This is a genomic window from Ensifer sp. KUDG1, from assembly GCF_050434285.1.
Classification (GTDB): Bacteria; Pseudomonadota; Alphaproteobacteria; order Rhizobiales; family Rhizobiaceae; genus Ensifer.
The window spans coordinates 251,610-265,699 of the sequence record NZ_JBNDIG010000011.1 but is presented as its reverse complement, the minus strand read 5'-3'; the positions used below and the strand labels follow the sequence as shown (position 1 = coordinate 265,699).

The 14,090-nt window shown below is 65.0% G+C and carries 12 protein-coding genes; 7 read left to right on the top strand and 5 right to left on the bottom strand.

Features of this window, described 5'->3' with window-relative positions; genetic code table 11:
• Both M2267_RS25185 and M2267_RS25180 read right to left on the bottom strand, forming a co-directional pair.
• Complete coding sequence (locus tag M2267_RS25185) at window positions 1-1,173, bottom strand: ATP-binding protein (RefSeq protein WP_429118267.1); 1,173 nt, start codon at window positions 1,171-1,173, stop codon at window positions 1-3.
• Window positions 1,170-1,865: a response regulator gene (locus M2267_RS25180; protein WP_043626533.1), complete on the bottom strand. Its 696-nt coding sequence runs from the start codon at window positions 1,863-1,865 to the stop codon at window positions 1,170-1,172. Before M2267_RS25180 ends, M2267_RS25185 begins: the two co-directional genes overlap by 4 nt.
• 362 nt (window positions 1,866-2,227) lie before the next feature.
• Here M2267_RS25180 and fabZ point away from each other — a divergent pair, with 362 nt between their 5' ends.
• Window positions 2,228-2,692 (top strand): 3-hydroxyacyl-ACP dehydratase FabZ, encoded by a 465-nt coding sequence (gene fabZ / locus M2267_RS25175; RefSeq protein WP_429118263.1) that lies wholly within the window; start codon window positions 2,228-2,230, stop codon window positions 2,690-2,692.
• Window positions 2,693-2,945: 253 nt separating this feature from the next.
• On the top strand, window positions 2,946-3,743 hold the full coding sequence (locus tag M2267_RS25170; protein ID WP_429118260.1) for a phosphatase PAP2 family protein: 798 nt from the start codon (window positions 2,946-2,948) through the stop codon (window positions 3,741-3,743).
• A gap of 24 nt (window positions 3,744-3,767) precedes the next feature.
• On the opposite strand, the gene M2267_RS25165 is transcribed toward M2267_RS25170, so the two are convergent.
• Window positions 3,768-5,861, bottom strand: a complete 2,094-nt coding sequence (locus tag M2267_RS25165) for a two-component system sensor histidine kinase NtrB (protein ID WP_429118257.1) — start codon at window positions 5,859-5,861, stop codon at window positions 3,768-3,770.
• Window positions 5,858-6,598 carry a response regulator transcription factor gene (locus M2267_RS25160; protein WP_402321564.1) on the bottom strand — a complete coding sequence of 247 codons (741 nt, stop codon included), beginning with the start codon at window positions 6,596-6,598 and terminating at the stop codon, window positions 5,858-5,860. The genes M2267_RS25165 and M2267_RS25160 overlap by 4 nt, the downstream gene beginning before the upstream one ends.
• Before the next feature lie 218 nt (window positions 6,599-6,816).
• Between M2267_RS25160 and M2267_RS25155 the strand changes: the two genes are divergently transcribed.
• From M2267_RS25155 to M2267_RS25135, 5 genes are all read left to right on the top strand, one after another.
• Window positions 6,817-7,839 (top strand): ABC transporter substrate-binding protein, encoded by a 1,023-nt coding sequence (locus tag M2267_RS25155; RefSeq protein WP_429118253.1) that lies wholly within the window; start codon window positions 6,817-6,819, stop codon window positions 7,837-7,839.
• 126 nt (window positions 7,840-7,965) lie between these two features.
• Window positions 7,966-8,991, top strand: coding sequence for an ABC transporter substrate-binding protein (locus tag M2267_RS25150; RefSeq protein ID WP_429118250.1), 1,026 nt, complete (start codon window positions 7,966-7,968; stop codon window positions 8,989-8,991).
• A gap of 139 nt (window positions 8,992-9,130) precedes the next feature.
• Entirely contained in the window at window positions 9,131-11,365 is a 2,235-nt protein-coding gene (locus M2267_RS25145) for an ABC transporter permease (protein WP_429118248.1), read from the top strand.
• An 8-nt stretch (window positions 11,366-11,373) separates the two neighbouring features.
• A complete protein-coding gene (locus tag M2267_RS25140; RefSeq protein WP_429118334.1) occupies window positions 11,374-12,435 on the top strand; it encodes an ABC transporter ATP-binding protein in 1,062 nt (353 codons plus the stop codon).
• Between the two features lie 33 nt (window positions 12,436-12,468).
• Window positions 12,469-13,281, top strand: a complete 813-nt coding sequence (locus M2267_RS25135; RefSeq protein ID WP_429118245.1) for an inositol monophosphatase family protein — start codon at window positions 12,469-12,471, stop codon at window positions 13,279-13,281.
• Here M2267_RS25135 and M2267_RS25130 read toward each other — a convergent pair whose 3' ends face one another.
• Entirely contained in the window at window positions 13,282-14,067 is a 786-nt protein-coding gene (locus M2267_RS25130) for a slipin family protein (protein ID WP_429118243.1), read from the bottom strand.
• Window positions 14,068-14,090: the final 23 nt, after the last annotated feature.

Genomic DNA, 14,090 nt, shown 5'->3' with positions numbered 1-14,090 from the left:
TCAGAGGGCGGGTTCCCGCGGCAGGACGAGCGTTATCACGGCGCCGCCGCCGGCGCGCGCGGCAAACTCCAGCCGTCCGCCATGCGCCTTGGCGATCGCCTGGACGACGGAAAGCCCCAGACCCGTTCCGCCCGTCGCGCGCGATCGCGAGGCGTCGCCGCGCCAGAACAGGTCGATCGAATGGGTCGAAACGTCGTCCGGAAGACCGGGACCACGGTCCAGCATCCGGACAAAAGCCTCGTCGACACCCCGTCGCCCGGTCTCGCAGCGCAGGACACGGCCGTCTGCGGCGTAGCGCGTGGCGTTTTCGATCAGCGCCAGCAGCGCCTGGCGCAGGCGCTGCGAATCGCCCGAAACCCGCACCGGCTCGAGCGCGACCTCCACCGACATGCCAACCGAGCCAAGCAGGGTGTTCGACGCGCCAAGCACCTGGGTCGCCTCAACTGCGAGATCCACCGGGTGGCGCTGCGTGACCAGCTTCTGTCCGGCGGCAAGCGACAGGGTGCGCAGGTCCTCCACCAGCGCGGAGAGCCCCTCCACCTGCAGCAGCAATTGCCGCACCCTCTCTTGCTCAAGGGGGAAAACGCCGTCGGCCATTCCCTGAAGGTTGCCCTGCAGGATCGTCAGCGGCGTGCGCAGTTCATGCGCCACGGCCATTGTATTGAAGCGGAGCCTGTCTTCCATGCTTTCAAGCTCGGCCGCCAGTTCATCAAATGTTTTCACGAGAGTAGCCACCTCCTTGGCCCCCTTGCGGATCGAGCCGACACGCACCGCAAAGTCCCCGGCCCGGAGGTCCTGTGTAGCCCGTGCCAACGCTTCAAGCGGGCGGCTGATCTTGCGTGCCAGCCAGTAGCCGACCAAGCCGCAGAACGCGACGGCGATGCCCCCGAAACCGAGAATGAGCTTGTCGACTTCCCAGTTCCCCCACTCCTCAAGCTCCTCCGTGCTGGCCAGCAGGACCTGTAGCGAGTCCGGCGACGGCACCTTGCCGCTATTGAGATCCTTGTAAGCCTCGACCGCCTTTGCCGGCATCCTCTCCATCAGTTTTGCCTCCAGCTGCGACTCCATGGAGTTCACACCGCCGTAGACGATGACGACGCTGAACACGAGCAGGACGACGATCACCAGGGCGGTCAGGATTCCCAGCGGAAGGCGCGACAGGCTGACTTTCATCTTGGCTCCACGAAGCGATAACCGACGCCGCGCACGGCGCTGAAGAAGCCGCAGGCCCCGAGATCTTCCAGTTTGCGCCTGAGATTGGCGATATGGGTGTCGACCGTGCGGGCGAGCGCGTCGCTGTCCGGCAGGCAGGCGTCGAGAATATCGGCGCGATCGAAGGCATGCGTCGGGCGGCGGATCATATGAGCAAGAATGCGGAACTCGCTGAGCGTCAACGGCACGGAGTGGCGATTGCCGGCTTTCTCGACGAAGGCGACATGGGCGTCGAGATCGACCTCGACACTCTCGAAGCGGAGCACGGTGGCGCCGGCGCCGTTGCGGGTACGGCGGAGCACCGCGTTGACGCGCGCCACCACCTCCTGCGGGTTGAACGGCTTGATGACGTAGTCATCCGCGCCGAGCCTCAGCCCCGTCAGCCGGTCGAGATCTTCCGCCAGCGCCGTGACCATGATGACGGGCGTGTTCCCCTCGCGGCGAAGGCGGGCGAGAACCTCGAACCCGTCGAGCTTCGGCATGCGAACGTCCAGCAGCACCAGGTCCGGCGACAGCACGGCATGGTGGGTCAGCGCCGTCTCGCCGTCGGCGGCACGCACCGTCCGGAAACCGTCGCGCACGAGATAGGCGTCCAGGATCTGCGCAATCTCCGGCTCGTCTTCCGCCAGAAGAATGAGACCCTTATCGACCATGAAAGAACTCCTTGCGCGCGATGTTGTGATCAGCAGCTTATGTGACGAATGAAGCCGCGTTGCAATTCATCCGAGCGGCCCGATGGTCGCTTGAGCGCCCCTCCGGATAGAGCTCCCGACAAATCTTCACCAAACCTTGGCAAATGGCTTTGAGGGTCCGGTGACAAACGTCGCAGGTGACGCGCACTGGCGGCGTTTGAAAAACGAACAGAGGCGGATTTCGGCCAGCTTGAGCTTCGAGCAGGCCAGGGCGAAGGCATATTTCGGCGCATCTGCGCCGAGCGCTCTGCCACAGCTCACCTGGGGCGACATCCACCAAGGTTCACAAGGCCAACAATCCCATATCCAGTCGAAAGTCCGCCATGAACGCCCAACCCGACGGTCTGCAATCCGCAGACATTGTGAAAATTCTGTGCACGATCCCGCATCGGTATCCGTTTCTACTGGTGGATCGCATCGCCTCGATGCGTGGAGAGGAGCGCTGCGTCGGCGTAAAGAATGTCTCGATCAACGAACCACAGTTTCAGGGGCACTTTCCCGACAATCCGGTATTTCCCGGCGCGCTGATCATAGAGGGCATGGCGCAGACGGCCGGCGTCGCCTGCGCGGCGTCGAAAATCGCTCAAGGTCTGACCCCGAAGATCATCTACATGCTGGCGGTGGACAAGGCGCGGTTTCGCAAACCGGTCCAACCTGGCGATACCCTCGAATACCACATGACGAAAATCGCCTATCGCCGCAACATCTGGCGCTATCGCGGCGAGGCGTTGGTCGCAGGCGAACTGGTCGCTGAGGCTGAGATCGCCGCCTATCTCGAAGCGGCGTAATCCCGAGCGCAGCGACAGAGCGGCCGGCAGTTTCGGGTTGGCGAGGGCGAAGTGCCCTCGCGCGCCACCAACCGCACGGAGAAGTGGCAGCGCCTCAACCGGAATATCCAATCGACCGCGACGCCGTGGCTATTCGGCCGGCAGCAACTCGCGCCCGCTCTTGCGCATCAAGCGCTCCCCGTTCCTCGACGCAGCCTTGACAGAGCAGAGCAAGTGTCCGGCCCACACATTCCGACAACTTGCGAGCGACCGCATGTCCAGCCTTTACTCATCCACGGCGACTTCCTCAAACAGCAGCCGATGGCCGCGCCCCAATCCTCGTCTCTGGCCGGGGCAGGCGCGCGCCCGCCTCGAACAGCAGCCGATTGCGGCCGCCGGCGCGCTGACCATTTGCGCGGCTTTCATCTTCATGGCCTTTCCCGGTATCGATCTTGCCGTCTCGCGCTGGGCCGCCTTTGCCACCGGCGACTTTCCGCTCTCGCGGGAGCCGGAGCTGCGTGCCCTTCGTGACCTCAACCGTATCCTGCCGGTTTTCATTCTGCCCTGCGTGCTGGCGCTTCTGGTTGCGCAGGCCGTCGCACCCCGCCCCTGGCTGCCCCGCCCGCACAAGGCGCTGTTCTTCCTGACCTTCTTTGCGGTCGGGCCGGGGCTCCTCATCCAGGCGCTGAAGCGGCTGATCGGGCGGGCGCGCCCTTATGAGATCACCGATTTCGGCGGCAGCCTGCCGTTTACGCCGGCCTGGCAAGTGTCTGGTGCCTGCTCGCGCAGTTGCTCCTTTGCGTCGGGCGAATCCGCCACCGCGATCGCGCTCGTGGCGCTTGCGCTGCTGCTGCCGGTTCAATGGCGGCGAACGGCGATCATCGCCCTTGTCCCCCTCGTCCTCGCCTTCTCGCTGAACCGGATCGTGTTCGGCGCGCATTATCTGTCCGATGTCGTGCTGGCCTGGTGCCTGATGCTGTGGCTGATGGCGTGGCTGTGGGCCGTGTTTACCGAAAACGGCGAACGGATCGATGCCGCCGTGCGGCGCCTTTCGCGCCGAAGCGCGCCATAGAGCGCCCGCGAAACCGGCAGAGCTTCAACGCGGAAAGACGAGTTCCACCGTCGTTCCGCGCCCCGGCTGCGAGAGAATGCGGGCGTCGCCGCCGCTTTGCCGGACAAAGCCGTAGACGACGGCAAGGCCAAGGCCGGCGCCGCCCTCCTGGTCGCGGGTGGTGAAGTAGGGCTCGAACGCCTTGTCCACCGCCTCCGGCGACATGCCGATCCCCGCATCGGTCACGGAGACGACGACATCGGCCTCGGCGCTGCCGGCGCGGATCAGGATCGTGCCACCGAGCGGCATCGCCGCGGCGGCGTTGAGGCAGAGATTGAGGATCGCCTGCTCGAAGAGTGCTGCATCGAGATGCACGTTGGGCAGGCTGTCGGCGATCTCGAAGGCGAGCCGGCATTTTTCGCCGACGGCAATTTCCAGCACGTCGGCCATGCCGCGCAGCACCGCGCCGATTTCGAGCGCCCCCGGCTGAAGCGGATGCTGGCTGCCGACGGACAACATGCTCGAGGCCAGCGAGCGCCCGCGATCGGCCGCCTTGCGAATGCGGGCGATATGACGTTTCTGCCGGTCACTAAAGCCCGTTTCGCGCTCCAGCAACCCCAGGCTGCCGGTGATGATGCCGATCATGTTGCCGACCTCGTGGCTGACCTGGTGGGTCATGCGCATGATCCCGTCCAGCCGCTGCGCCTTGGCGGCTTCGGCCTCCTGGCGGTCGATCTCCGTCACGTCCCGCGCCAGCAACACGATACCCCGGTCCGGCTGCCGCGACAGCGAGACTTCGGTCACCCGGCCCACACCGGATCGATGGCGCAGCACCAGCCGGTCATCGAGCGAGCCCGCCTCCCGATCAGCGGGCAAAAGGGTCGGGTCGATCTCCGGCATCGGGCTGACGAACCGGCGCAGCGGCAACTTCCGCGCCGAGCCCGGCCAGCCGACGAGCTCCATGACGCGCCGGTTCATCGTGATCGGTTTGCCATTCGGGTCGAAGAGCGCAATGCCCTCGTTCATGTTGCGGAAGGTCGAGCGAATGGTGCGCGCCGCCGCCTCGGCAGTGCGGCGCAGCCGCGACACGCGCTCGACGCTTTCGCGAAACGCGCTGAAGGCTTCGAGCAGCCGCAGGAACTCGGTCTCCGTGCCGTTGTAGCTCGGCGTGTCGACATCACGGCGCCCCTGCGCAAGCGCATTCATGCCCTTGGAGAGCGAAACGATCCCGCGCGACACCCGCATGACGGAGCGGATCGAGAAGATCGCCATGACGAGCACCAGCAGGGCGGAGACCGCGACGATGACGAGCAGTCGGCTCAGCGCATCGGAGGTCGAGGCGAGATCCTCGTTGAGCCCCCGGGCAACGGCCTCGCTTTGTGTTTCCGTGGCGTGCGAAAGATCGCGCGAGACCGTGTGCAGCCGCGCCACCGCGGCGCGGATGGCGAACATTTCCAGAAGATAGTGCGTCTGCGCCTCGAACACCCGCTCATAGGGCGTCAGCTCGGCGGCCGAAATCCGGCTATCGGGCCCGGCGGGCGCCAGCCGGGGCGTCGTGACGGCAACGTAGCGGCGGCGCAGTTCGCCAAGCTGGAACAGGCTGTCGGAGTTGGACGCCGATTGCACGATCGCATTGAGGCTCTGGCGGACTTCCGAGTTGGCAATGCCGTTGCCGGTGGCGATCTCTCCAAGGGCTGCCGCCGCATCGGCCTTGTACTGCTGGGCCGAATCCGCGTCGGCGGCAAGTGTCACCGTCTGCGTGCGGATCGCATCCAGCAGCTCGACGATGTGGGCGCTGGCAAAGCCGTCGACCGCTGTCTTGCCGATCTCCGGCGCCATCGTTTGAAGCAGGACGTCGACCTGCGCGACGACCGAACGGCTTTCGCTCGACACCCGATAGGGCGATGTTGCGTTCATCAGGAACGGCGCGCTGGACACGAGGTCGGAAACCTGACGCGAAACCAGCGAGGCCTTGGCGAGGCTTGAAAAGGCCTGCAGCCCGTAGGCCGCCATCTCGTCACGCGCCCGTTGCAGGCCGAACACGGCGACCGTTGCCAGGCTGAAGACGAGGACGCAGATGAAGACGATCGCAAACGGCAGGCGGAAGGCGATCGACGAAAGGAACGGGCGGCTGATCACGGCCGGGCCTCGCCGTCGTCGGTATCCAGCACATAGCCCTTGCCGCGCCGCGTCTTGATGTGGCGCGGCAGGTCCGGATTGCGCTCGATCTTGCGGCGCAGACGGAGCACGAGCACATCGACGTTGCGGTCGATGTAGCGATCGCTTTCGGCGCCCAGCCGATCGAGGATGTGGGCGCGGGTGACCGGCGTGTTCGGCGTTTCCGCGAGGATTTCGAGCAGCGCGAACTCGGCGCTGGTCAGTGACCGGGTCGCGTCGGAAAGGCAGACCGCGCGCCGGCTCTTGAGATCGATCGACCAGTCGCCGAGCTTTAGCGCCGCGGGCTCGTGCTCGCGCTCGGTCTCCCGCTCCGGCTTCAGCGACGGGTAGGTCCGTCGAAGCACGGCCTTGATCCGGGCCGTCAGTTCGATCGGCTCGAACGGTTTGACGACATAATCGTCGGCGGCCGTCTCCAGTCCCAGCACCCGGTCGGCCGCGCTGCCGGCCGCCGTGACCATGACGATGCCGATATTGGTGCGCGCCCGCAGTCGCTGGGCAAAGGTCCGGCCCGACGTTCCAGGCAGGTTATGGTCGACGAGCACCAGGTGCACCGTTTCCCGCTCGAGGACGATGGCGGCAGCCTCCGCCGAAGGCGCCGTCAGCGGCATCCAGCCTTCGGCCTCCACCAGATCGGAAACGAGCTCCGCCATGTCCGGATCGTCCTCGACGATCAGAATCCGTATTCTCTCACTCAGCATGCACGTCCTCCCGTCGCCATCATAGGCGGGGCTGTCCCAATGATCAAAGCGGCTCGCGTTATGCGCATTGTCACATTTGTAATCTTTGTAATCTTGAAACGGCAAAGCCGCATCCGTGTTGTAAGAACGGTAACCATTCTGCGGGTTGCGACCCGCGGGGAATACCGACATCCTGATTGCGGAGATTGGGGCGGCAACGCTCCAAATGGGAGGACATCGTGAAAGGCATTACCGCTATCGGCGCGGGCGTGGCCCTATGGCTGTGCGCCGCCACGTCAGGCATGACGGCACCGGCACTGACAGTGCTTTGCGGTGTCGACGAAGCGTGGTGCGCGACGATGAAGGCCGCGTTCGAGGCGAAGTCGGGCATCGAGGTCGCCATGACCCGAAAGAGCAACGGCGACATCCTCACCCAGATCCGCGACGAAAAGGACGCCCCGACCATCGACGTGTGGTGGGGCGGGACCGGCGACACCCATCTGCAGGCGGGATCGGAAAACCTGCTTGAGCCCTACCGCCCGGCGCATGAACGCGAGATGCTGCCCTGGGCACAGAATTTCTTCGCCATCTCCGGCGGACGTTCGGCGGGCATTTATGCCGGAGCGCTCGGCTTTGCCTACAATGCCGACCTGTTGCATGCCCTGAAACTGCCGGCCCCGACCTGCTGGAAGGATCTCGCCGACAAGGCCTATCGCGGCCGTATCCGCAGCGGCAACCCGAACTCGTCCGGCACCGCCTTCACCACGCTTGCAACGCTGGTGCAGCTCTTCGGCGAGGACGAGGCCTTCCGGTTCATGGCCGCGCTCAACCGCAACATCGACCAGTACACCACGGCCGGCTCGGCCCCGGTCAAGGCGGCGGCACGCGGAGAAACCCTGATCGGCATCTCCTTCATGCATGACGCGGTCACGCAGAAGCAGGCCGGCTCGCCGCTCGTCATCGTCGCGCCCTGCGAAGGCACAGGCTACGAGATCGGCGCCGTCAGCATCGTCAAGGGCGCGCGGCACCTAGAAAGCGCCAAGAGCTTCGTCGACTTCGCACTCACCCCGGAAGGCCAGGGCACGGGTGCGGCCGCCGGCCAGAACCAGGTCCCGTCCAACGCCCGCGCCGAGCTGCCGCCGGCCGCACCCGACATTTCGCTGATCAAGATGGTCGATTTCGACTTCGCCACCTTCGGCTCGCCGGACGAACGAAGTCGACTGCTCAAACGGTTCGACGCGGAGATCGCCGCGACGAACTGAGCGCTCCGCAGGAGCCTAGCAATCCGCAGCACCGAAATCGTGAACGTGCCGCCCGGCGGGCAGGCCGATGGCCGCGCCGTGCCCGTTCACGCCCAAGTTTCAAACAGGCAACAGGAGGATGCCCCAATGAAAACAACGACGCTTTCCCTCATGCTCTTTGCAGGCACCGCACTTACCGCCCTGCCCGCCCAGGCTGCCGGCAGCCTCAACCTCATCTGCTCCGCAGACGTGGTGATCTGCGAGCAGATGACCGGCGATTTCCAGAAGGAAACCGGTATCAAGGTCAACATGGTTCGCCTGTCTTCGGGCGAAACCTACGCCAAGATCCGCGCCGAGGCGCGCAACCCGAAGACCGACATCTGGTGGGCCGGCACCGGCGACCCGCATCTGCAGGCAGCCTCCGACGGCCTGACGCTCGAGTACAAGTCACCGATGCTGGACCAGCTCCAGGATTGGGCGAAGAAGCAGGCTGAAGGCTCGGGCTTCCGCACCGTCGGCGTTTATGCCGGCGCGCTCGGCTGGGGCTACAACACCGAGATCTTCCAGAAGAAGGGCCTGAAAGAGCCGAAGTGCTGGGCCGACCTGCTCGACCCATCGCTGAAGGGCGAGATCCAGATGGCCAACCCGAACTCGTCGGGCACCGCCTACACGGCGCTTGCCTCGCTGGTGCAGATCATGGGCGAGGACCAGGCCTTCGATTACCTCAAGAAACTCAACGGCAACATCGCGCAGTACACCAAGTCGGGCTCGGCACCGGTGAAGGCAGCCGCACGCGGCGAAGCCGGCCTCGGCATCGTCTTCATGCACGACGCCGTGGCACAGACTGCCGAAGGCTTCCCGATCAAGTCGATCGCACCCTGCGAGGGCACCGGCTACGAGATCGGTTCTATGTCGATCATCCGCGGCGCCAAGAATCTGGACAATGCCAAGGCCTGGTACGACTGGGCGTTGAAGCCCGAGGTCCAGTCGCGCATGAAGGACGCCAAGTCCTTCCAGCTGCCGTCGAACAAGTCGGCCGAGGTACCGAAAGAAGCACCTAAGTTCGAGGACATCAAGCTGATCGACTACGACTTCGCCACCTTCGGCGATGCCGAGAAGCGCAAGGCGCTGCTCGAGCGCTGGGATCGCGAAGTCGGCGCGAGCGCCAACTGATCGCGGTTTGAACGGTTCGGCCGGGTGTTTGATCCGGCCGGCACCGCCCAACGGTCCCAACCGTCGTTCATCGCTTCCGGCAGGCGCCGCGGCGATGCGATGTACATCATCTTTCATTCCAAATTGCGCGAGGACCGTCATGGAACATCGCAACCGCAGGCTCGACCTCACGCTCGGGCTCGGACTGGCCGCATTCTTGGCTGTCCCCTGGTATCGCATCGAAGGCGGCTTCTTCGGGCTCGGCTGGCTCGCCGATTTCCCCGGGGATCCAGCCGTTGCCCCCGGCCTGATGCAGATCTTCGCCCATGGTAAGCCGTGGCTGATCGTGGCGCTGGTGCTGCTTGGCATCGGCGTGGCAGCGCGTTTCGTCCGCGATCCCGCGCGTCGGGGCCTGCTGCTTGCCGTCGCCGGCGCAGCGGGCGTTCTCTATCTCGCTCTCCAGGGGCTGGCGATCGGCTTTTCCGGCTGGACCTGGACCATCAGCGAGACGCTGTTCGGCACGCTTTCCGACGGTCAGCCGTCGATGGGCGCCGGCGCCGTGCTCATGGCCCTCACCTTCGTGCTTCTGTTCGCCTTCGGGCTTGCGGAGCGCGGCGTGCTCAAGGGCGACGCCTTCATCGTCGCGGCGATTTCCCTGCTCGTGACCCTCGTCATCGTCTTCGTCTTCTACCCGGTCGGCAGCATGTTCGCCGCCTCGGTTCAGGATTTCGACGGCTCGTTCAAACCGGATGGTTTCATCCGCAATATCCAGGACGCCTCGATCTGGAGCCTGAGCTGCGTCGTCGGCGAAGGTCGTTGCGGCGTCGCCTGGCGCACCCTGTGGCTGGCGCTGATGACGGCGTCCGGCTCGACGCTGCTTGGCCTTGCCTTCGCGCTCGTTGCCACCCGCACCCGCTTCCCCTTCAAAAAGGGCATGCGGCTCTTGACGGTGTTGCCGATCATCACCCCGCCCTTCGTCATCGGCCTGGCGCTGACGCTGCTCTTCGGCCGCGCCGGTGTCGTTACCGAATTTCTCTCCGATGCCTTCGGTATCGAACCCGGGCGCTGGCTCTACGGCCTCACCGGCATCTGGATCGCCCAGGTCCTTTCCTTCACCCCGATCTCGTTCCTCGTGCTGATCGGCGTCGTCGAAGGGGTCAGCCCTTCGATGGAAGAGGCGTCGCAGACGCTGCGCGCCGATCGTTGGCGCACCTTCTGGACCGTCTCGCTGCCCTTGATGAAGCCTGGCCTCGCCAACGCCTTCCTCATCGGCTTCATCGAAAGCATGGCCGACTTCGGCAATCCGCTGGTGCTCGGTGGCAGCCACGGGGTGCTTTCGACCGAAATCTTCTTCGCCGTCGTCGGCGCGCAAAACGATCCGTCCCGTGCGGCCGTGCTCGCCATCATCCTTCTCTGCTTCACGCTCACGGCCTTCGTCGCGCAACGCTACTGGCTTGCCGGCAAGAACTATTCGACCGTGACCGGGAAGGGCGACTCCGGCGCCCACAGCGCGCTGCCGCGCTCCATTTCGATCGGCGTTCACGCCATCGTCATTCCCTGGATGATCTTCACCGTCGTCGTCTACGGCATGATCCTCTTCGGCGGCTTCGTGAAGACCTGGGGCCTCGACAACTCGCTGACGCTCGACCACTACGCCAAGGCCTTCTCGATCTCCTTTGCCGACGGCGCGATTGCCTGGACCGGTGTCGCCTGGAACTCCTTCTGGACGACCATGGAGATCTCGCTGATCGCAGCACCGCTGACGGCTATCGTTGGATTGCTGACGGCTTATCTGATCGTGCGCCAGCGTTTCGCCGGGCGTGATGTCTTCGAGTTCGCGCTGATGTTGAGCTTTGCCATCCCCGGCACCGTCATCGGCATCAGCTACATCATCGCCTTCAATCTGCCGCCGCTGGAAATGACCGGCACGGCGCTGATCCTCGTCGCCTGCTTCGTCTTCCGCAACATGCCGGTCGGCGTGCGCGGCGGCATTGCGGCGATGAGCCAGCTCGACAAGAGCCTCGACGAGGCGTCGCTGACGCTTCGGGCAACCAGCTTCCGCACGCTGCGTAAGGTCATCCTGCCGCTGCTCAGGCCGGCGATCGTCGCAGCACTCGTCTATTCCTTCGTCCGAGCGATCACCTCGATCAGCGCCGTCGTCTTCCTCGTCAGCGCCGAATACAACATGGCAACCGCCTACATCGTCGGCCTTGTCGAAAACGGCGAGTTCGGCGTGGCGATCGCCTACTCCTCGGCCCTCATTCTGGTGATGATCACCGTCATCACCGGCCTGCAACTCCTCGTCGGCGAACGCAAGCTGAGGCGCGAAAACCGCGTCCTCGGCGCCGCTCCGGCCCGTTCGTCCAACACCATCTCCCAGGAGAAAACCGCATGAGCACCTCCATGAACACCCCGCGCACCGGCTCGGTCGTCTTCCAGAACGTGCGCAAGCAGTTCGGCAGCTTCACCGCCATCCACGACCTGTCGCTCACCATCGAGCCGGGCACGCTGGTGACCCTGCTCGGCCCCTCCGGCTGTGGCAAGACGACGACGCTACGCATGCTGGCGGGCCTCGAACACCCGTCCGCCGGCCGGATCCTGATCGGCGGCAAGGACGTGACCATGCTGCCGGCAAACGAACGCGACGTGTCGATGGTCTTCCAGTCCTATGCGCTGTTCCCGCACATGTCCGCGCTCGACAATGTCGCTTACGGCCTCGAATCCTCGGGGATCAAGAAGAAGGAAGCCCGCGAGCGTGCCGAAGAGGGCCTACAGCTCGTCGGCCTTGGCGGTCTCGGCCAGCGGCTTCCGGCCGAACTTTCCGGCGGCCAGCAGCAGCGCGTCGCCGTTGCCCGCGCGCTCGTGCTCGAACCGCAGGTGCTGCTGCTCGACGAACCGCTGTCCAACCTCGACGCGCGCCTGCGCCGCAAGGTGCGCACGGAAATCCGCGAGTTGCAGCAGCGCCTCGGCTTCACCGCCGTCTACGTCACCCACGACCAGGATGAGGCGCTTGCGGTTTCCGATCGCATCATCGTCATGAAGGATGGTGCGATCGCGCAGCAAGGTGCGCCGCGCGACCTCTATGAGGCGCCCGCCTCCACCTTCATCGCCGACTTCATGGGCGAGGCCAACGTGCTGCCCTGCGAAGTGACCGCGGCAGACGCCGGCCAGGCGACGATCCGCATCGGCGGACTTGAGCACCGCCTGCCCTCCAAGGGCGCCCGGCCGGGTCCGTCGAAACTCGCGGTCAGGCCCAACGCGGTGACGCTGACGCCGGCCAAGGGTGCCGCCCTTTCAGGCACGATCAGCAGCGCCGCCTATCTCGGCGGCCACGTCGAATACGAGGTCGAAACGCCGGCAGGCCTCCTCTTTGTTGTCGATCAGGCGGTGGAGGAAATGCTATCTCCGGCAACGGAGGTCGCCATCGGTTTTCGCAACCGGGGCCTCGCTTTGATTGACGCATGACTTTTCACAACTGGATACGAGAAGGACACTTGCATGACTGCTGAAATTGCCGGCCTCGATGCCCGGTTCGCGCTTGCCAAATCCATGGCCGAGGAGGCCGGCCGGCTCGCCTACGATTACTTTCTGAAGCGGGAAACGCTCGTCATCGAAACCAAGCGTGACGCCCACGACGTCGTGTCGATCGCCGACCGCAACGTCGAGACGTTGATCCGCGACAAGATCGCGGCCGCGTTTCCTGACGATGGCGTGCTCGGAGAGGAGCATGGTCTTCTCGACGGCACGTCCGGCTTCACCTGGGTGCTCGACCCGATCGACGGCACCACGCCCTTCGTCAACGGCATGCCGAACTGGTGCGTCTCGATTGCGGTGGTCCATGCGGAGAAGCCTGTGATCGGCGTCATCCACGCACCCTGCCATCAGGAAACCTATGCCGCGGCAACCGGCCGAGGCGCAACGCTGAACGGCAAGCCGCTTCGTCTCGACGGTACCCGCACGATCCGCAACGCCGTCACCGGGCTTGGCGCCAACGACCAGGTGAAACCGGCCGAGATGGGCGCTATCGTCGAGCGCCTGCTTTCGGACGGCGGCAACTTCATGCGCAACGGCTCCGGCGCGCTGATGATCGCCTATGTCGCCGCCGGTCGCCTCGTCGGCTACTACGAGCCTTACATGCATGCCTGGGATTGCCTCGGCGGCTATTGCCTGGTGACCGAAGCCGGCGGCTGGACGCTGCCTTTCCCGGCGCGCGGCGAGGCGCTGACGCATTGGGCGCCGGTGCTGGCGGCAGCCCCCGGCGCCGTCGACGACCTGCTGAAGGTCGCTCAGCTCGACCGGGCGGCAGCCTGATCACCGCTCAGTCGAGCCGGTGGGCTTGTCGGGCTTGAAGCCCAGCAGGCCGCCGAGTTCCATCGGGAACGGGAAGATCACGGTCGAGTTCTTCTCGCCGGCAATGACGTTCAAGGTGCTCAGATAGCGCAACTGCATGGCCTGAGGCTGCCGGGCGAGGATCTCGGCGGCCTCAAGCAGTTTGGCCGCCGCCTGCTGCTCGCCCTCGGCGTTGATCACCTTGGCGCGCCGCTCGCGCTCGGCTTCGGCCTGACGGGCGATCGCCCGGACCATGCTCTCGTTGATGTCGACATGCTTGATCTCGACCGTCGCCACCTTGATGCCCCAGGCATCCGTCTGGCTGTCGAGGATCTTCTGGATATCGTCGTTCAGACGGTCGCGCTCGGCCAGCATTTCGTCGAGGTCGTGTTTGCCGAGCACCGAGCGCAGGGTCGTCTGCGCCAGCTGGCTGGTCGCCATCATGAAATCCTCGACCTGGATCGTCGATTTCTCCGCATCGATCACCCGGAAGTAGATCACGGCGCTGACGCGGACGGACACGTTGTCGTGGGAGATGACATCCTGGCTCGGCACATCCAGCACCCGGGTCCTGAGATCGACCCGCACCATCTGCTGCACATAGGGCACAAGCAGGATCAGCCCCGGCCCCTTGACGCCGGTGAACCGGCCGAGCGTGAAAACGACGCCGCGCTCGTATTCGCGCAGGATCCGGATCGAATAGGCGATAACGAGAATGGCGAGCACCAGCAACGCGGCAAAAGGAGCAAGGCTCCCGAACATGTCCATGACCATTCCTCCATTCCGGGCGC

What these genes read in the sequence shown, in the direction of transcription:
- M2267_RS25185 (WP_429118267.1), bottom strand. Translation starts at nt 1,173, where the DNA reads ATGAAAGTCAGCCTGTCGCGCCTTCCGCTGGGAATCCTGACCGCCCTG.
- M2267_RS25180 (WP_043626533.1), bottom strand. Translation starts at nt 1,865, where the DNA reads ATGGTCGATAAGGGTCTCATTCTTCTGGCGGAAGACGAGCCGGAGATT.
- fabZ (WP_429118263.1), top strand. Translation starts at nt 2,228, where the DNA reads ATGAACGCCCAACCCGACGGTCTGCAATCCGCAGACATTGTGAAAATT.
- M2267_RS25170 (WP_429118260.1), top strand. Translation starts at nt 2,946, where the DNA reads ATGTCCAGCCTTTACTCATCCACGGCGACTTCCTCAAACAGCAGCCGA.
- M2267_RS25160 (WP_402321564.1), bottom strand. Translation starts at nt 6,598, where the DNA reads ATGCTGAGTGAGAGAATACGGATTCTGATCGTCGAGGACGATCCGGAC.
- M2267_RS25150 (WP_429118250.1), top strand. Translation starts at nt 7,966, where the DNA reads ATGAAAACAACGACGCTTTCCCTCATGCTCTTTGCAGGCACCGCACTT.
- M2267_RS25145 (WP_429118248.1), top strand. Translation starts at nt 9,131, where the DNA reads ATGGAACATCGCAACCGCAGGCTCGACCTCACGCTCGGGCTCGGACTG.
- M2267_RS25140 (WP_429118334.1), top strand. Translation starts at nt 11,374, where the DNA reads ATGAACACCCCGCGCACCGGCTCGGTCGTCTTCCAGAACGTGCGCAAG.
- M2267_RS25135 (WP_429118245.1), top strand. Translation starts at nt 12,469, where the DNA reads ATGACTGCTGAAATTGCCGGCCTCGATGCCCGGTTCGCGCTTGCCAAA.
- M2267_RS25130 (WP_429118243.1), bottom strand. Translation starts at nt 14,067, where the DNA reads ATGGACATGTTCGGGAGCCTTGCTCCTTTTGCCGCGTTGCTGGTGCTC.